Raw genomic sequence first — 18,187 nt, forward strand, 5'->3', positions numbered from 1 at the left:
CATGGAAGACTTTATAAGTGATACAAAAATAAATATCAAACATAAAATAAGGTGTCGTAATTGTTTTTGTATCGCTTTGTCAGTGAGGTTTTTCAGCCGGGCACAAAAAAGCCCCGCACTAGCGGGGCTCCCAGGATCTGTGGTGATTACTTGCGGTTGTCGATAACTCGGCAGGCCTTGCCCTCAGAACGCTTGATGCTGAATTGAGGCTGTAAAATGATACGTGAGCTGATGCCGATATGGTTCTTTATGTGTTTGCTAAGGTCGCCACAGATGGCTTTCTGCTCAGCTTCTCCCAGGTGCTGATGTTCCGTCTTGAGTTCCACGTGCACGTCGACACTGTCGAGGTTGCCGTTGCGGTACAGGTGGATCTCATAGCATTCGCACAGCTGCTTGACCTTGAGCACCTGCTCCTCGACCTGGGTCGGGAATACGTTGACCCCTCGGATGATCAGCATGTCGTCGCTGCGGCCGGTGATCTTGTCGATGCGCCGCATCGGTCGTGCCGTGCCGGGCAGCAGGCGTGTCAGATCGCGGGTGCGGTAGCGGATCATCGGCAGTGCCTCCTTGCTCAGGGAGGTGAAGACCAGCTCGCCCATCTGCCCATCCGGCAGTACCTGGCCGGTGACCGGGTCGATGATTTCCGGGTAGAAATGGTCTTCCCAGATCGTTGGCCCGTCCTTGGTCTCGGCGCACTCCATGGCTACGCCAGGCCCCATGATTTCCGAGAGGCCGTAGATGTCCAGTGCGGTGATGCCCAGGCGCTGTTCGATGGCGCCGCGCAGCTCGGCGGTCCAGGGTTCAGCGCCGAAGATTCCCAGGCGCAGGGCCAGTTTGTGCGGGTCCAGGCCCTGGCGCTCGATCTCGTCGGCGATGTTAAGCATGTAGGACGGTGTGACCATGATGATGTCCGGCTGGAAATCCTTGATCAGCTGTACCTGCTTCTCGGTCTGGCCGCCGGACATGGGGATCACCGTACAGCCCAGGCGCTCGGCGCCGTAGTGCGCGCCCAGGCCGCCGGTGAACAGGCCGTAGCCGTAGGAGATGTGCACCTTGTCCCCGCGGCGGCCACCGCCGGCGCGGATCGAGCGCGCCACCACATTGGCCCAGGTGTCGATGTCGTTCTGGGTATAGCCGACCACGGTTGGCTTGCCGGTGGTGCCACTGGAGGCGTGCAGGCGTACCACCTCCTGCATGGGCACGGCGAACATGCCGTAGGGGTAGTTGTCGCGCAGGTCGGACTTGGTGGTGAAAGGCAGCTTGCCCAGGTCTTCCAGGTGGCGGATGTCATCCGGGTGCAAACCGGCTTCGTCGAAGCGCTGGCGGTACAGCGGTACCTTGTTGTAGGCGTGGTTCAGGCTCCAGCGCAAACGTTCCAGTTGATGCTGGCGCAGATGGTCGATGCTCGCAGTTTCCATGGGGTCGAGCAGGCTGTTGGGCACGGCTTTGGCTAATGGCATGTTCATGACTTCACTCGAATTGTTTTTGTCTTGCGACCCGTCCATGGACCGGTCTTGAGTGCATGCGCCAAGGATACCTTCGGGCTCCCTGGAGATCGTTTTTTGTTTGTTACGAAACTCGCTCGATGATCAGGGCAATACCTTGGCCGACGCCGATGCACATGGTGCACAGGGCATAGCGACCTTGGCGGGCTTCCAGCTCGTGCAGGGCGGTGGTGACCAGGCGTGCGCCGCTCATGCCCAGGGGGTGGCCCAGGGCGATGGCGCCGCCGTTGGGGTTGACCCGCGGATCGTCGTCCGCCAGTCCCAGCTCCCGCAGTACAGCCAGGCCCTGGGCGGCAAAGGCTTCGTTGAGTTCGATGATGTCCATGTCTGCCAGGCTCAGGTTGGCCAGCTCCAGGACCTTGCGGGTCGCCGGTACCGGACCGATGCCCATGATCCGTGGCTCGACCCCGGCCGTGGCCATGGCCACCACTCGGGCGCGGGCTTTCAGACCATGGCGCTTGGCCTGGGCCGGGCTGGCCAGCAGCAGAGCGCAGGCCCCGTCGTTGAGTCCAGAGGCGTTGCCGGCGGTGATGCTGCCGCCCTGGCGAAAGGGTGTGGCGAGCTTTTGCAGTTGTTCCAGGGTGGTATCCCCACGGGGGTGTTCATCGTGCTCTACCACCTTGGCCGGGCCCTTGCGCTGGGCAATCGTCACGGCAACGATTTCCTCGGCCAGGCGCCCGCTGGCCTGGGCCGCCGCCGCGCGCAACTGGCTGCGCAGGGCAAAGGCGTCCTGGTCGGCGCGGGAGATATTGAACTGCTCGGCAACGTTTTCGGCGGTTTCCGGCATGGAGTCGATGCCGTACTGCTGCTCCATCAGCGGGTTGACGAAGCGCCAGCCCAGAGTGGTATCGAACAGCTGTGCCTGGCGTGAAAAGGCGCTCTCGGCCTTGCCCATCACCAGTGGCGCGCGGGACATGGATTCCACGCCGCCCACCAGCATCAACCCGGCCTCGCCGCAGCGGATTGCCCGTGCGGCGGTGCCGACGGCGTCCAGGCCCGAGCCGCACAAACGGTTGAGGGTGGTGCCCGGTACGTTGACTGGAAGCCCGGCCAATAGCGCCGACATGCGTGCGACGTTGCGATTGTCTTCGCCGGATTGGTTGGCGCAACCGTAGATCACCTCATCGACCTGGCTCCAGTCGACCTGGGGGTTGCGCGCAATCAGCGCCTGCAGCGGCAAGGCCCCGAGGTCGTCGGCGCGCACGCTGCTGAGGGCGCCGGCATAGCGACCGATGGGGGTGCGGATTGCATCAATGATCAGTGCGTCATTCATGGGGAGTCTCCTGCGTCAGCACCGGGCCGCGCACTTTGTAGGATTTGCCTTGGAACAGAGCGATCAACTGCCCCTGCTGGTTCTCGATGCGGACGTGGTAGTTGCCGGTGCGTCCGCTGCGGCTTTGCTCAATGCAATCGGCGGTGAGCGTATCGCCCAGGCGGGCCGGGGCGATGTAGTCGATGCTGCAGCCAATGGCCACCGTGGCCTCGTCATAACTGTTGCAGGCAAAGGCGAACGCCGAGTCGGCGAGGGCGAACAGGTAGCCGCCATGGCAGGTGCCGTGGCCCTGCAGCATGTCGTCGCGCACGCTCATGCCCAGCCGTGTGGCACCGGGGGCCACCGACAGCAAGCGCATGCCCATGGCCTGGCTGGCCGAATCCCGTTGGAACAGACTTTGTGCGCAGCGGCTGGCGAGGTTCATCGCGAGGTGGTCAGTCATGCAGGTTTCTCCCTTCGGCTACCCGGCGCCGTAGCAGCAGGGACGGGCGATAGCGGTCTTCGCCATAGGCGCCCTGGAGGTGCTCCAGGACTTGAAGCAAGTAGCCCAACCCCAGGCGATCAGCCCAGGCCAGGGGACCTTGCGGGTAATTGACCCCGGCGCGCATGGCCAGGTCGATGTCGACAGCCGAGGCGACGCCTTGCAGCAGGGCGTCGGCGGCCTCGTTGGCAAGCATGGCCACGGTACGCAGTACGGCCAGCGCCGGGGTGTCACTGAGGCGGCAGACCTGGATCCCGGCCCGATTCAACAGGGCAACGGCCTGGTCCTGGGCCAGGGCGCTGGTGTCGGCGCTGCAACTGATGGCCAGGCGCTGGACCTGGCCATAGTCCAGCGCCAGATCCAGCAGGATCAGGTTGCGCAGGCCGCTGTCGCGGGCGCGCTGGCTGGCCATGCGACCATCGCTCAAGGCCAGCACCGCATCGCCAACCCGCAGCAGGCCGCTGCCGTCACGCTGGATGATCTCGAGCCCGGCCTGGCGCAGGCGCGGCAGCAGTTCGCCGAGCATGCCCAGGTCACCCTCGACCACGCAGCCCTCGACCTTGGCGCTGCTGCTCAACTGGCTTGGCGCTGGCCGCTGGGCGTCGGCGGCGTAGCGGTAGAAACCCTGGCCACTCTTGCGGCCGAGGTGGCCGGCGTCCACCAACTCCTTCTGGATTAGCGAGGGCTGGAAGCGGGTGTCGCCGTAGTAGGCGGCGAACACCGAACAGGTGACCCCGTAGTTGACGTCGTGGCCGATCAGGTCGGTGAGTTCGAAGGCGCCCATGGCAAAGCCACCGGCCTCGCGCAGCAAGGCATCCAGGGTTGCGCAGTCGGCGGCGCCTTCCTGCAGCAGGCGCAGGCTTTCGGCATAGAAGGGCCGGGCCACACGGTTGACGATGAAGCCGGGGGTGGAGCGCGCGTGTACAGGTTTCTTGCCCCAGTTACGGGCGGTTTCGTACAGGCATTGGGCCAAGGCTGGGTCGCTGGCGAGCCCGGAGACCACCTCGACCAGGGCCATGACCGGCGCTGGATTGAAAAAGTGCAGGCCCAGCAAGCGCTCGGGGTGCTGCAGGCCGGCGGCGATACTGGTAATCGACAGTGAAGAGGTGTTGCTGGCCAGGATGCAACTGGGGTGACACAGGCCTTCGAGCTCCTGGAACAGCTGGCGTTTGACCTCGAGGCTCTCGACGATGGCTTCAATGATCAGGTCGCTGTCGACCAATTTGTCCAGGCTCTCCACCGGTTGCAGGCGGTCAAGGGTTGCCTGGCGTGCGCTGGCCTCGAGCTTGCCGTTCTGCACCCGCTTGCTCAGTTGCTGGTCGATGTTGGCGATAGCCTGGGCTGCCGCGCCGGGACGCTGGTCCAGTAGCCGTACGCGGTGCCCGGCCTGGGCGGCCACCTGGGCAATCCCAGCGCCCATGGCGCCGGCGCCGATGACCGCGATGCGCGCTTCCTTGGTCAGTGCTGACATCTCAACGCCCCTTGAAGGTTGGCGTGCGTTTTTCCATGAAGGCGCTGACGCCTTCGCGGTAGTCCTCGCTGCGCCCGGCCAGGCGTTGCAGGTCACGCTCCAGCTCCAGCTGTTCATCAAAGGTGTTTTGCAGGCTGGCATTGAGGCTGCGCTTGATCAGCGCCAGGCCGTAAGTGGGCTGGGTGGCCAGGTGGCGCGCCAGTTTCAAGGCTTCATCGCGCAGGGTGGCATCATCCACGCATTGGTAGATCAGGCCCCATTGCTCGGCCTGTTCAGCGCTCAGGCGATTGCCGAGCAGGGCCAGGGCCTTGGCCCGGGCCATGCCCACCAGGCGCGGCAGGGTCCAGGTGCCACCGGAATCAGGAATCAGGCCGATCTTGCAGAAAGCCTGGATAAAGCTCGCAGAGCGGGCTGCCAGCACCAGGTCACAGGCCAGCGGGATATTGGCCCCGGCGCCGGCGGCAACCCCATTCACTGCGCAGATCACTGGCAGGGGCAGGTCGCGCAGTTGGCGGATCAGCGGGTTGTAGAACTGCTCGATGGACTCGCCCAGGTCTGGCACCGCGCTGCCCGGGGCGACATTGCGGTCGCTGAGGTCCTGGCCGGCGCAAAAGCCGCGGCCTTCGCCGGTCAGCAGCAGCACGCGCACGTCGGGGTTGCTGCGCACTTGCTTGAGCGCTTCTTTGACTTCGCCGTGCATCTGGCTATTGAAGCTGTTCAGTTGTTCGGGTCGATTGAGACTGAGCAGGGCAACGCCCGCTTCGACGGAAAACAGAATGTGTTCGAAGTTCATGGTCTTGGCGCTCTCTGGAAGGTCGTGCGAATCGGTGATTCGGGCTCAAAATCCGCTGAAATTGGGGCTGCGCTTGTCCTGGAAGGCGCGGATACCTTCCTCCCGGTCCTGGGTGCCAGCGAGCACGGTAAAGGCCTGGCGCTCAAAGCGCAGGCCGCTGGCGAGGTCAGTGTCCATGGCCTTGAGCACTGCTTCTTTGGCCAGGCGCACGGCCAGCGGGGCTTTGCTGGCAATCAGGCGGGCCAGTTGCAGGGCGCGCTCGACGGTGAGTTCGGCGGGGGTGATTTCACTGATCAGGCCAGCACGCAAGGCGTGGCGGGCGTCGATGGCGACACCGCTGAGGACCATCTGCATGGCCAGTGACTTGCCCACGGCCCGCAGCAGGCGCTGCGTACCGCCAGCGCCGGGCATGATCCCAAGGTTGATCTCCGGCTGGCCGAAACGGGCCTCTTCGCCGGCGATGATGATGTCGGCGTGCATCGCCAGTTCACAGCCGCCGCCAAGGGCAAAACCGTTCACTGCAGCGATCAGCGGTTTGTTGAAGGCGGTGATACGTTGCCAGGATGCCTGGCGCGGGTCGTTGAGCATGCCCACCAGGTCGCGTTCGGCCATTTCCTTTATATCCGCGCCGGCGGCAAAGGCCTTGGCGCTGCCGGTCAGGACCACCGCCCCGGTACCGTCGTCGGCCTGGGCTTCGCTCAAGGCGGTGGCCAGTTCGTCCAGCAGTTGAGTGGTGAGGGCGTTCAGCGCCTGGGGGCGCTGCAAGGTAATCAGTTGAACGCCGCCGGTGAGGCGTTCAACGACAAGGCATTGAGGCATGGCGGATGCCCTCGGGTGCACGGCGGCCAGGGGCCAGCTCATTATTGGATCGGCTTGGGTAGCCGGTTTTGACCGAGTATATCGCCAAAGCGATACAGTAATGCAACATTAAGATTGATTTAATGTGTCTTGTTGTTGGTTTTTGCTACGGCCTGAAAATGTCGGCGTTGGCAGCGAGATGGCAGGCTACCTATTGTTCATTGGCGCTTTAAGGCATTGATCTTCTAGGCGATGTGACTTGTCGATGGGGGTATAAACGATACGTTTTATTGTTTTGTTGTTATGAATTGATGTGATACAAAATGCGGGAGACTTGCATTAGCTTTGTTCACTCCTCTTGGCGATGCTGCACAAGGACCTCTTCAATGACCTGCTACAGCCTCGATGGCCTGACCCCGGTGATCGATCCCAGCGCTTATGTTCACCCTTCGGCGGTACTGATCGGCGATGTGATCATCGGTCCTCACTGCTATGTCGGGCCCCTGGCCAGCCTGCGGGGCGACTTCGGCCGGATCATTCTGGAGGAGGGCGCCAATCTGCAGGACACCTGCGTGATGCACGGTTTTCCTGACAGCGACACAGTGGTCGAGCGCAACGGTCATATTGGCCACGGCGCGGTGCTGCACGGCTGCCGCATTGGCGCCGATGCGCTGGTGGGCATGAATGCGGTGGTGATGGACAACGCCAGGATCGGCCCGCGTTCATTTGTCGCTGCGGCGGCCTTCGTCAAGGCGGGGTTTGAGTGCCCCCCCCAGTCACTGGTGATGGGCACGCCGGCCAGCGTCAAACGCACCCTCAGCGATGCGGAGCTGGCCTGGAAGCAGGCCGGGACCCGCGAGTATCAGCAACTGGCCCAGCGTTGCCTGACCCGGATGCAGGCTTGCGAGCCCTTGAGTGCGGTCGAAGCCGATCGGCCGCGCATCGGCGCCAGCGGTTTTCGCCCCAAGGGCACACAATAAAGGCCGGGCGAGGGTGTAGCCCGCTGAAATCCGGTATATTTCTTCCTTTTTCCTGGTACGCCCATGTCGTCCCTAGTGCCATTGAATCATCTGATCAAACGTTTTCAGGAGCAGACCCCGATTCGTGCCAGCTCGCTGATCATTACCCTCTACGGTGATGCCATCGAGCCTCACGGTGGAACCGTATGGTTGGGTAGCTTGATCCAGTTGCTGGAACCCATCGGCATCAATGAACGGTTGATCCGCACCTCGATCTTCCGCTTGAGCAAGGAGGGCTGGCTGAGCGCGGAGAAAGTCGGCCGTCGCAGCTATTACAGCCTCACCGGCACTGGTCGCCGGCGCTTCGACAAAGCCTTCAAGCGTGTCTATAACGCCAGCGTGCCGGCCTGGGACGGCTCCTGGTGGCTGGTCATGCTCTCGCAACTGAGCCAGGATAAACGCAAGCAGGTGCGCGAAGAGTTGGAGTGGCAAGGGTTTGGGGCGATCTCCCCGGTGCTGCTGGCGTGCCCACGCAGCGATCGCGCGGACATCAACGCCACCTTGAGCGACCTGGGTGCGCAGGAAGAAACCATCGTCTTCGAAACCACCGCCCAGGACGCGCTCGGTTCCAAAGCCTTGCGCCTGCAAGTGCGCGAGAGCTGGAACATTGATGAACTGGCGGCCCACTACAGTGAATTCATCCAACTGTTCCGTCCGCTTTGGCAAGCCTTGCGCGAACAGGAGCAACTGCAACCGGCCGACTGCTTCCTGGCCCGCCTGCTGTTGATCCATGAGTACCGAAAACTGCTGCTGCGGGACCCGCAACTGCCGGACGAGCTGCTCCCGGGGGATTGGGAAGGCCGCGCGGCGCGTCAGCTGTGTCGCAATATCTACCGGCTGATCCAGGCCAAGGCTGAAGAATGGCTGGCCACCGCCCTGGAAAACGCCGATGGCCCGTTACCGGATGTCGGCGAGAGCTTCTACCGGCGCTTTGGCGGATTGACCTGATCGGCCTGCGCCATCCTGGTCCAGGCATCCGTGGCGTTGTGTGTCTCGCACGACGCTGTCCAGTACCTTGAACCTGCGGTGCAGGGGCTGAACTTAAATAACCATCGACCTTTTAATTTGTCCTATCCTAGGGACGCATGCATCTAGCGCGCAACTAAATCCAGAGTATTTCAGAAGCATTGCAGCTGGATGACTTCATGTGGAAGTTCAGGTGATTTGCAGTAAGGAGAGCATGACCAGACACCGGTATTCGGTCCTGCAGGGAAAGCAGACAGATAAAGGGAATTTCAATGAGAGTGATACGGAACTTCGCGGTAAAACTTTGCCTGGTCGGTATGTTTGTTGTTGGGGGTGGCTTGGCCAGCGCTTCGCAACTTGTTCCGGCGTTCGGGCTGGCAAATGATCAGTATGCCAAGTCTCCGGGCCCCTACAGTGTCAGTACCAATGCCGTCCTGAGTGATTGTCGCGGTTTGCTGGGGGTGCTGGCCAGAATCATGCTCTTGGACAACAGTCTTCAGTGCAATCAATCCTTTCCCTACGGTTTTTCCAGTCCGATTTCAACCAGCGTCTATTATCCGAGCAATATAAAGACCCTGGATAAGTTGCCGGTAGTCAACTTTGTAGGGGGTATTCTTTCCAATCAGGGGCAATATACGGATTTGTTGAGGCTGTGGGCGAGTTATGGCTTTATCGTGATCATTTCCTCCGACTTCATCAATACCGCACCGACCATGCATGTACTCGGTGCGCTTGAATTGAGCAAGCTCAACCAGGACCCGACCTCGCCGCTGTTCGGCAAGGTCGATCTGTCACGCACCATCGTGGCGGGGCACTCGGCGGGAGGTGGAGCATCGATTCTGTCGTCAAGTCTCTTGCCAGAGACCTTGAAGGCTATCGACCCGCAGCTGAGCTTCATAGGTTCGCTTCCGATCGAACCCGGGCCGATTGGGCTTGGCTCTACGGTGAAGACTCCTACCTTGGTACTCACGGGAGCCGCGGACGTGGTGGTGCCGGCGTGGGCCTGGCCGCGAATCTGGCAGGGCGGGTTGATCCGCACAGTGCCGGGGTGGAGCGCTACGGCCCATAACGCCACGCATTTCAGCCCGGTGAGAAGTATCAGGGAAGACGAGTTCGCGGGTATTACCACTGCATGGATCCTATACATTGGCAAGAATGAGCCGGCGGCCAAGGAGTACTTTGTCGGCGAAGACTATAAGCTCTCCCGGGACCCGCAGTTTATCCGTCTGCTGTTCAATCCACTGCGAGTTCAACGCAATGAAGTGGCGGATAACCTTCAATAAGGTGGTTGCCCGAGTTAGGTTGCTGGAAAGGCTGTTTGCATGAGAACGCTCGAGAGCAGGTGTTAACTGCTCTCGGCTCAAGTTTGTAGTCATGGTCATGCCTATAGGCATTTATTCATAGGTTGACCGGTTCGATCTGGCCCTTCGTGAAATCGGGTGTTTTGTTCATGGAATATTCTTCCAGTTTCTGGCAATTATCGGTTATTCGCGAGCAGGTCAGCAAAACTGAAATCCGGTTCTTGAGTCATGGATGAAATAACTGCAATACCAATGTCACTGCATTGTTATTTGAAATGAATACCTTGCATGCAGCGTTATATATCGCACTGCAACCACAAGGACTCTATAAGCCATGCCCAGTCTTTCACGCAGGAAGCTCTTGCAAGCGGCCGCCATCGGTTCTTTCTTTTCATCCTTGCCAGTGGCTATTCGCCAGGCCTTGGCGATACCGGCCAACAACCGCACGGGGACGATCAAGGACGTTGAGCATGTGGTCATCCTGATGCAGGAAAATCGCTCTTTCGATCACTACTTCGGCACCTTTCCCGGCGTTCGCGGTTTCAGCGACCGTTTCACCATTCCGCTACCCGGTCAGCGCGAAGTCTGGGAGCAGCAGGGCAAGGGCCGGCGGGTGATGCCCTATCACCTGGACAGTGCTCGGGGTAATGCCCAGCGTGTCAGTGGCACGCCGCATTCCTGGGCGGATGCCCATTCGGCCTGGAGCGACGGGCGCATGAGCGCCTGGCCGACCCATAAGACCGCCACCTCCATGGGCTACTACCGCGAGCAGGAGTTGCCGTTCCAGTTCGCCCTGGCCAACACCTTCACCCTGTGTGACGCCTACCACTGCTCGGTGCATGCCGGCACCAACCCCAACCGGCTGTTTCTCTGGACCGGCAGCAACGGCCCAACCGGTGGGCAGGTCGCTGCGGTGGTCAACGAATGGGACGGCCCGGGAGCGGTGAACGTCGGCTACACCTGGAAGACCTACCCCGAGCGCCTGGAAGAGCAAGGCGTCAGTTGGAAGGTTTACCAGCATTTACCGGACAACTTCGGCGACAACCCACTGGCGGGCTTTCGCCAGTACCGTGCCGCCAGCGTGCAGGTGGGCAACCCGGCGCAGCCGCCGAAGGACTTCAACGCCTTTGTGCCCTACAGCGATGCCTTGAACGCCGCGGCTCCTCTGTACAAAGGCAATGGCAATACCCTGCCGGCCAGCAGTGGCAGCAACCTGGAAGCGATCATTGGCGGATTTCGCAGTGATGTGCAGGCCGGCAAGCTGCCCCAGGTCAGCTGGATTGTCGCGCCGGCGGCCTACTCCGAGCATCCCGGCCCATCGAGCCCGGTGCAGGGCGGTTGGTTCACTCAGGAGATTCTCCTGGCGCTGACCAATAATCCCGAGGTCTGGAGCAAGACCGTGCTGTTGCTGACCTACGATGAAAACGACGGTTTCTTCGACCATGTGCCGTCGCCTTCGGCACCTTCCCAGCGCCCGGACGGCAGCTTTGCCGGCAAGTCCACCCTGGGTTTCGATAGCGAGCTGTTCAAGCATCCGGCGCCGGCCGGTTCGACCCAGCAACCACGGCCCGATGGCGGTGTATATGGGCCTGGGCCGCGGGTGCCGATGCTGGTGCTGTCACCCTGGAGCCGCGGCGGTTGGGTCAACTCGCAAGTGTTCGACCATACCTCGGTGCTGCAATTTCTCGAGAAGCGCTTCGGCGTCAGGGAGCAGAACATCAGCCCGTGGCGCCGTGCGGTCTGCGGCGACCTGACTTCGGCGTTCAACTTCGTCGACCCCAACCACGAGCCGCTTCCGGCCCTGCAGACCACCACCCGCCAGGCCGCAGACAGCCTGCGCCAACGCCAGGAAAAACTGCTTCCGGTACCGCTGCCTTCGGCCAGCCAGCAATTGCCACCGGAGCAGAAGCGCCTGGCACGACCCTCACGGGCATTGCCCTATCGCCTGCATGTCGACAGTCAGGTCGATGCCAAGGCTCGGACGTTGTCGCTGAGCCTGCAGAACACAGGGGGGCAGGGGGGTGGTGTTCCACGTCTATGACGGCCTGCACCTGAATGACATTCCTCGTCGCTATACAGTGGAGGCCGGCAAGGCACTCCAGGACACCTGGTCGGTGCTAGAGAGCTACCAGCTCTGGGTCTTGGGCCCCAACGGTTTTCACCGTAGCTTTCACGGCAATCTGCAACAACGCCAGCCTGAACTGCTGGTGACTTCCAGCAACAACCAATTGCAACTGACCCTGAGTAATCCGCGGGACCAAGGGATTTCCATCAGCATCGATCGCTGTCCTTACACTCAGCAAGGTCCATGGACTCTTGTAATACCGGCGGGAGGGGAGTTGCGCCAAGTCTTCGCCTGTCAGTCCAGCGGTGGCTGGTACGACCTGACGCTGCACAGTGACGGTGGCTGGTTGCGCAGGATTGCCGGGAGACTGGAGACCGGGATGCATAGCATCAGCGATCCTTTAATGGGGCGGCAATGATGGTTCTTTTGCAGGGATCGGCAAGCACTGTTGCCCATCGCCGAGAGCGGGCGGGCTTGCTGAATTCATTACGGCAAAAACAACTAATACCCTGAGGGTAGAAGTTGTGGCCAGGTTAGATAGATAGCCTGCTTAGTTGTTTGCTTTAAATAACGGATCACCGCTTGCGGTGATCCGTTAGCAACATCACTTACTTGGGCATCGCCCAGGACTGCAGTGCGTAACCGTCCTGGCTCAGTTCGGCGCGGGCTTGTTTCAACAGGTCTTCCAACTGAGCAGGATCGGAGTAGGCGCTGCTGGGAATCTGGGTGTGACCGATACGGGTGCTGGTACGGTCGATGACGCTCAGGCTCAGCTCGCCATGTCCGTCCTGTGGGGCCCAGGCCACGCATTGGAAAGGCTGGAATGCGCGGTCGGCGATCAAAAGTGCTTCGTTGATACGGAGCGGGGCGTTCATGGGGTCTTCTCTCTATGTGCCCAATCAAATGATGTGCCGTCGGCTGGGCTTACCGTTCGGCTGGTCACTTGTACTGATGCACCGAGGTATCGATCAGGTCACACGGAAAAACAAGTTTTTACAACTTTCGAGCTCACACCCTGTGGCAGAGCCCTTAGTTATGGGGTTTTTAACAAATAGCTGCGACAATCAGTCGCTCGCAACGATGTTAAGCCCGCACATTAGTTCCTTTGGTAAGCAGCGCTATAAGCAATTGATACATTCAGCTGTCAAGTTCTTGCTAATGTTACAGCCAGGTTTGACAAACCACTGTTTCTAATAACTTTTCCACTCTTTGGCGCCAAGGAACAGTCATGCTCGAAGCTCCCGTGCAGCGCCGTTTGCTGGTGGTCGACCCTTGTGATGACTGTCATCGCCTGGTACCTGGATTGCGCACCGTAGGCTGGGATGTCGACAGTTGTGACCTGCAGTCCGCCCGAGAGCGCTCGTGTGATGTCGGCCTGCTGCGCCTGCAACCCTTTCATCTGGAGCGGCCGGAAGCCGTCAAGGACCTGATCAGCCACAGCGGCACTGAGTGGATCGCGGTGTTGAGCCAGGAAGTGCTGCGCCTGCAAAAGGTCGGTGACTTCGTCTGCGAATGGTTTTTCGACTTTCATACCTTGCCGTTCGATGTGTCTCGGGTCCAGGTGACATTGGGCCGGGCCTTCGGCATGGCGCGCCTGCGCGGGCAGGGTTCGATTCATGTCGACCAGCCCGAGCACGAATTGTTGGGGGACAGCCGGCCGATCCGTGATCTGCGCAAGCTGCTGAGCAAATTGGCACCCACCGAGTCACCGGTACTGATCCGCGGGGAAAGCGGCACAGGCAAGGAGTTGGTGGCGCGTACCCTGCATCGCCAGTCCCAGCGTCATGACAAGCCCTTTGTCGCGATCAATTGTGGGGCGATTCCGGAGCACTTGATCCAGTCCGAACTGTTCGGCCATGAAAAGGGCGCCTTTACCGGTGCCCATCAGCGCAAGGTCGGACGCATTGAGGCGGCCCACGGCGGCACCTTGTTTCTCGATGAAATCGGCGACCTGCCTTTGGAACTGCAAGCCAATCTGCTGCGCTTCCTCCAGGAAAAACATATCGAGCGGGTCGGCGGCAGTCAGCCCATTCCAGTGGATGTCAGGGTATTGGCCGCGACTCATGTGGATCTGGAGGCGGCCATCACCAGTGGGCGCTTCCGTGAAGACCTGTATTACCGGCTGAATGTGCTGCAGGTGATCACCGCGCCCTTGCGCGAGCGTCATGGTGACCTGGGGATGCTGGCCAGTCATTTCGCACATTTCTACAGTCAGGAAACCGGACGGCGCCCGCGCAGTTTCAGTGAGGATGCGTTGGTCGCCATGGGCAAGCATGATTGGCCGGGCAATGTCCGCGAGTTGGCCAACCGTGTCCGGCGTGGTCTGGTACTGGCCGAAGGGCGGCAGATCCAGGCCAGTGACCTGGGATTACACAGCTTGCTGGGCCAGGATCTGGCGATGGGCACCCTTGAAGACTACAAGCACCGTGCTGAACACCAGGCCTTGTGCGATGTGCTGAACCGGCACAGCGACAACCTCAGCGTGGCTGCGCGAGTGTTGGGTATCTCGCGTCCGACGTTCTACCGTTTGCTGCACAAGCACCAGATCCGCTAGGGCGGGGAGAAGCGCCAAGGCCCGCTGCGATGAGGATCGCAGCGGGCCTTGGCGTTTTTTTGTGACGTGATGAGCCTCAGAAGTAGTACGGGAATTTCAGGCTGAAGGTAAAGTCCGGCGCGTCCTGGGTCATGCCCAGGGACAGGTTGGGCACAATGGTCAGGTGTTCGGTAGCGGCAATGGTCATGCCGACGTTGAAGTAGGCAGCGTTGGCATCGCTGGAAACGATCGATTGCCAGTCCTGGCCGTTGTACTTGATCTTGCTTTTCCTTTGGATCTGGTCAGATACCGAGAACGCCATACTCATCTTCTCGTTAAGGGCAAAGGCTACACCCGCACCAATCTGGAAGCTGTCGCCCAGTTGCACCTTGCCGGGGGCCTTGACCGCCGGGTCGGGGCTGAGGTCACTGAAGGAATCTTCCATGTTATAGGTGTAGGACAGGCTGCCGAACAGCACCGCCGGGTCGAAAGTCTTGACCAGGGAGATCCCGGGGGTAATGGCCCAGACGCCGTTACCGGTTGGTAGGCTCTCAGGCACTTTCAGACTGTCGCTCTTGGGTGATGTGACGAATTTGATACCGAAAGGATCCTTGCCCGTGGGGGCCTTGACCCGAAGGCTGAAGACGGCGTCAGGCAGGTTGTCCGACTCATCCAGGAACTTGTAGGCGACCCCGACGTTGACGTCACCCAAGGTCGGGTTACGGGTGATGGTTTCTTCGGCGAGGCTCCCGCCGCTACCACCGTTGGCTCCCCCTGACTGGTAGGTGGACTCGCGGTAGATCACTGGCGCGTTGATGTCGAACTGCCAGCGGTTATTGAGGTTGTAGCGAGCGGTCAGGTCCATGGTCCAGGTGTCGGACTTGATTCGATCCAGGTTGATATTGCCGAGAAAGATCGAGTCCAGTGCCAGGAAGCCGTTGAGGGTCAGTTGGCGAGTGTCGTAGCGGGCATAGGTCAAGCCTGTTTCAATACTGAACTTACCGCCGCCAAAGAAGCCGCTGGCCTCGTCGTAGAGGTTGGTCACACTCTGCGCCGGTGCCGAGTCATCCTTGAGTGATTGACCGTAGCTTGCTCCCCCGGCAGCGCCCCCGGACGCTGCTGCGGCCCCTCTGCCGGCAACTTGCTGGTTGCCTTTCAAGTCGGCCGGTGATTTTGCCAGGCGCTTGGGCGGTGGCGCTACAGGCTGGTCCTCAACCTGTCGTACACGTTGTTCCAGCACTGCCAGCGCCTTCTGCTGCACTTCGTAACGTTGCTTCAGCTCCAGAAGTTCCTGTTTTAGGGTTGCTACATCCGCGTCGGGCGCTGCTTGCAGCGCTGCCGCCGGAAATAGCGTGCTCAAACACACCACCGCGCGCAGTGAAACCGATCGATACATGAAATAAACCTTCCCTTGTGAACCCCAATGGTCGAAAGGAGCGTAGTTCAGAATTTCATGTTGCGCAGTCCATTGAGCGTGGTCAGGTTGCAGTCCAGCGCTCCGGTGCTGGGGCCGTTGTTTTGCAGCACTACATTGAGTTGGGTCAGGTTATTGACCAGGTTGTTGTTACCTAGCAGCCGGGTGTTCTGCAGGACGTTGCCCTGGGCCACCTGCTGCAGGGTATTGCCTTGATTGCTGTTGGCCAGGATCGCCATCTGGACCCCGCCATTGACTGCGGAAACCGAAACACTGCCGGCGGGACCGCTGCCCGTGATGGTCTGGCCGCTCAGCAAGGCCTGGCCCGGATTGCTGAGTATGACCGGAGCCTGATTGGCTTCGCTCACGTTGATGCTGACATTGTTGTAGGCCGTGTTGCCGTCACCTGCGGCACGCACGCTCTGTGTCACGCCCTGGTTGGCAGCCAGGCCTGCGCCTCCGATGACGTTGCCGGTGCCCAGGGAGGGGATTGTGCCGTTGCCGGTCTGGTTGATGGTGGTGACATAGAATTGCGGGGTTACGGTGGCTTGCTGGACCTGCAGGGTGCTGGTGGCGCCAATCAGGTCGCCACTGCCATTACGCCAGGTACTGCTCATGACGATGCCGAAACTTATGATCCGTCCCGGCATCACATAACGGCCACGCAACTGCGAGAGTTCCTGGTCCTGAATTTCGATCGGTTTGAAACCAGCATGGGCCGGAAGAGCTGCTGCCAGGCAGGCCGCAGCCAACCAGTATGAAGTCTTCATCTGCTGCTCCTGGAGCGTCCTGCCCCCTTTTTTTCGTTGAGTGCTCTTCTAGAAGAAGTCGCTTTGGATGAAACCGAAATCCATCAGCTCTGCATCTTTGACCGGGTAGAAGCTGTCAATCTTGTTTTTAGCGGTCAGGGGAGCTGGCGGGTCGAGCAAGGCGTTGGCCTTGTCGTAGCCGGGGCCGATGATGGCGAAGACGATGCCATTCCAGCCTTTGACGAAGTCTTCATGGCTGTAGCGCTTGTGGCCCAACACTGGGTCGCCGATGTAGACCCAGTCTTTTTGGGCGCGCTGCATCACCACAAAGTGCTTGTAGCCACGTATTTCCATCAGCACCACCACCGGAATGGTCACCGCCTCAAGCTTTTCAGGAGGAATCCTGTAACCCCTGGCACGCATGCCGATGCTTTCCGCGTAGTGCTTCATGTCAAGCATCGAGAAGCCCTGGGTCTGGACCAGTTTCTGATCCGAATTCACCAGCATGCCCTTGATCACCTGTTCCTCGTTGACATCCAGCCAGTAAGCCTGACGCAGGATGGTGGCCAGTGCGGCGGCGCCGCAGCTGAAATCGGTTTTCTGTTCGACGATGTCGCTGAACCTGCGCTCACGCACGCTCTGCACTTTCTTGAATATCAGGCCACCGTCGGGAAGTCCGGCAACCGCCATCTGTGCCGCATGCACGGTGCCGCAAAGGCTCAGCAGTAGAATGATGATCGCAGTACGCATGATCGTTACGCCTGGTGAGACTGTGGAAAAGCCCCGTTTCCGGGGCTTTCGTGACGATCGCGACTACATGCAGGCTTTGCAGCCAGCGGCGATGGACAGCGAGTTGCTTTGTTGGTTGCCCACACCGGCCGAGACGTTGGCGCCGCCGTTGCCGGAGAAGCCGTTCATCGAGCCGGTCATGCTGGCGTTGTTGACCACTGGGTTTTTCCAGCCGTCTTTGGTCAGCACTTGCTGGGTCCAGTAGCCAGCCAGTTCGATAGTGCCTTGTTCTTTGAAGGTGAGTTTCTGATCGTCGTTGCCGTGGCCTTTGTTGTCGCCATAACCATGGCCACCGCCATGATCGTCGCCACCTTCGATCTTGCCGCTGCCGGTGCCTTTGTAGGTGCCGGAGGCAACGAAACTGCCAGTAAGGGTGTCTTTTTTGTAGGCTTGGACACCTTTGTTATCCACCACCAAGTTGGTCGAGGACTGGTTGGCCGAAGCCGCGGCGGTGGCTACGCGACCACCGGATACGGCGATTGCCAGGTTGTTTTTCTGTTGGTTGAAGTCGCCGGCGGTGACGTTGATGCCAATGTTGCCGGAGCCGTTGTTGCCGGAGTTGTTGAGCACGGCGTTGTTTTGGGTCGAAGAGTTTTTCACGTAGTTGTTGTTGTTCACCTGAGTAGCGCTGGAGGCGGCTACTGCGCTACCGAAGATGAAGGTCTCATCGGCGGTGGCCAGGGCGGCGGCGTTGTCTTGTTGGTTGCCGTCGCCGGCTGCGACGTTGGCACCCATGTTGCCGTTGGAGCCATTGAGGGAGTTGTCCATCTTGCCGCTGTTGAGGGTGCCCTGGTTTTTCACCACGTTGGTGTTGCTGTTCTGGACGTCGATCACTGCAGCACCGGCCCCAGCGGTGATTTGCAGCAGAGTGCTGAGGTCTGGACCCTGATCGCCATGATCGTGGCCATGACCGCCGTTGTTACCATGATCGTTACCACCTGCCTGAGCTGCCATTGCCATGACGGCGGCCAGTGCGAAAACCAGTGGTTTGAGAGCCATTGTTGGTTTCATGGTGTTTCTCCGGTGCTTA

Annotated in this window: 15 protein-coding genes and 1 pseudogene; 5 read left to right on the forward strand and 11 right to left on the reverse strand. The window is 60.3% G+C overall.

The genetic code is table 11. The annotated features are described in order from the left end of the window. Nucleotides 1–146 precede the first annotated feature (146 nt). The 6 genes from paaK to paaF form a co-directional block, all read right to left on the reverse strand. Nucleotides 147–1,466 (reverse strand): phenylacetate--CoA ligase PaaK, encoded by a 1,320-nt coding sequence (gene paaK / locus GV818_RS04790; RefSeq protein WP_161754898.1) that lies wholly within the window; start codon nt 1,464–1,466, stop codon nt 147–149. Between the two features lie 103 nt (nt 1,467–1,569). Next, nucleotides 1,570–2,778, reverse strand: a complete 1,209-nt coding sequence (pcaF, locus tag GV818_RS04795) for a 3-oxoadipyl-CoA thiolase (protein WP_161754896.1) — start codon at nt 2,776–2,778, stop codon at nt 1,570–1,572. Next, on the reverse strand, nt 2,771–3,220 hold the full coding sequence (paaI, locus tag GV818_RS04800) for a hydroxyphenylacetyl-CoA thioesterase PaaI (RefSeq protein ID WP_161754894.1): 450 nt from the start codon (nt 3,218–3,220) through the stop codon (nt 2,771–2,773). Before paaI ends, pcaF begins: the two co-directional genes overlap by 8 nt. Continuing rightward, nucleotides 3,213–4,730, reverse strand: coding sequence for a 3-hydroxyacyl-CoA dehydrogenase PaaH (gene paaH, locus GV818_RS04805; protein ID WP_161775924.1), 1,518 nt, complete (start codon nt 4,728–4,730; stop codon nt 3,213–3,215). Before paaH ends, paaI begins: the two co-directional genes overlap by 8 nt. 1 nt (nt 4,731) lies before the next feature. Then, complete coding sequence (gene paaG, locus GV818_RS04810; protein ID WP_161775925.1) at nt 4,732–5,523, reverse strand: 2-(1,2-epoxy-1,2-dihydrophenyl)acetyl-CoA isomerase PaaG; 792 nt, start codon at nt 5,521–5,523, stop codon at nt 4,732–4,734. Between the two features lie 45 nt (nt 5,524–5,568). Continuing rightward, nucleotides 5,569–6,342 carry a 2,3-dehydroadipyl-CoA hydratase PaaF gene (gene paaF, locus GV818_RS04815; protein ID WP_161754888.1) on the reverse strand — a complete coding sequence of 258 codons (774 nt, stop codon included), beginning with the start codon at nt 6,340–6,342 and terminating at the stop codon, nt 5,569–5,571. A gap of 365 nt (nt 6,343–6,707) precedes the next feature. On the opposite strand from paaF, the gene paaY reads away from it, so the two are divergent. The 4 genes and pseudogenes from paaY (at nt 6,708) to GV818_RS04835 (ending at nt 12,090) form a co-directional block, all read left to right on the forward strand. Next, nucleotides 6,708–7,301 carry a phenylacetic acid degradation protein PaaY gene (paaY, locus tag GV818_RS04820; RefSeq protein ID WP_161754886.1) on the forward strand — a complete coding sequence of 198 codons (594 nt, stop codon included), beginning with the start codon at nt 6,708–6,710 and terminating at the stop codon, nt 7,299–7,301. A gap of 63 nt (nt 7,302–7,364) precedes the next feature. Continuing rightward, nucleotides 7,365–8,288 carry a phenylacetic acid degradation operon negative regulatory protein PaaX gene (paaX, locus tag GV818_RS04825; protein WP_161775926.1) on the forward strand — a complete coding sequence of 308 codons (924 nt, stop codon included), beginning with the start codon at nt 7,365–7,367 and terminating at the stop codon, nt 8,286–8,288. A 290-nt stretch (nt 8,289–8,578) separates the two neighbouring features. After that, a complete protein-coding gene (locus GV818_RS04830) occupies nt 8,579–9,589 on the forward strand; it encodes a poly(ethylene terephthalate) hydrolase family protein (RefSeq protein WP_161775927.1) in 1,011 nt (336 codons plus the stop codon). Between the two features lie 352 nt (nt 9,590–9,941). Next, a pseudogene (locus tag GV818_RS04835) lies at nt 9,942–12,090 on the forward strand (phosphocholine-specific phospholipase C). A 190-nt stretch (nt 12,091–12,280) separates the two neighbouring features. Here GV818_RS04835 and GV818_RS04840 read toward each other — a convergent pair. Further along, nucleotides 12,281–12,547, reverse strand: a complete 267-nt coding sequence (locus GV818_RS04840; protein ID WP_161754877.1) for a hypothetical protein — start codon at nt 12,545–12,547, stop codon at nt 12,281–12,283. Nucleotides 12,548–12,900: 353 nt separating this feature from the next. Between GV818_RS04840 and GV818_RS04845 the strand changes: the two genes are divergently transcribed. Continuing rightward, nucleotides 12,901–14,226: a sigma-54 dependent transcriptional regulator gene (locus tag GV818_RS04845; protein WP_161754875.1), complete on the forward strand. Its 1,326-nt coding sequence runs from the start codon at nt 12,901–12,903 to the stop codon at nt 14,224–14,226. A 76-nt stretch (nt 14,227–14,302) separates the two neighbouring features. Here the strand turns inward: GV818_RS04845 and GV818_RS04850 are convergent, their stop codons facing one another. The 4 genes from GV818_RS04850 to GV818_RS04865 all read right to left on the reverse strand — a co-directional run bounded on the left by GV818_RS04850 (nt 14,303) and on the right by GV818_RS04865 (nt 18,168). Continuing rightward, nucleotides 14,303–15,601 (reverse strand): transporter, encoded by a 1,299-nt coding sequence (locus tag GV818_RS04850; RefSeq protein ID WP_161754873.1) that lies wholly within the window; start codon nt 15,599–15,601, stop codon nt 14,303–14,305. Between the two features lie 47 nt (nt 15,602–15,648). Continuing rightward, nucleotides 15,649–16,389 carry a hypothetical protein gene (locus GV818_RS04855; protein WP_161775928.1) on the reverse strand — a complete coding sequence of 247 codons (741 nt, stop codon included), beginning with the start codon at nt 16,387–16,389 and terminating at the stop codon, nt 15,649–15,651. A gap of 48 nt (nt 16,390–16,437) precedes the next feature. Further along, nucleotides 16,438–17,118 (reverse strand): C39 family peptidase, encoded by a 681-nt coding sequence (locus GV818_RS04860; RefSeq protein ID WP_161754869.1) that lies wholly within the window; start codon nt 17,116–17,118, stop codon nt 16,438–16,440. 63 nt (nt 17,119–17,181) lie between these two features. Then, complete coding sequence (locus GV818_RS04865) at nt 17,182–18,168, reverse strand: heme utilization protein (RefSeq protein ID WP_161775929.1); 987 nt, start codon at nt 18,166–18,168, stop codon at nt 17,182–17,184. Nucleotides 18,169–18,187 lie beyond the last annotated feature (19 nt).

Source organism: Pseudomonas sp. Fl4BN1, assembly GCF_009908285.1.
Classification (GTDB): domain Bacteria; phylum Pseudomonadota; class Gammaproteobacteria; order Pseudomonadales; family Pseudomonadaceae; genus Aquipseudomonas.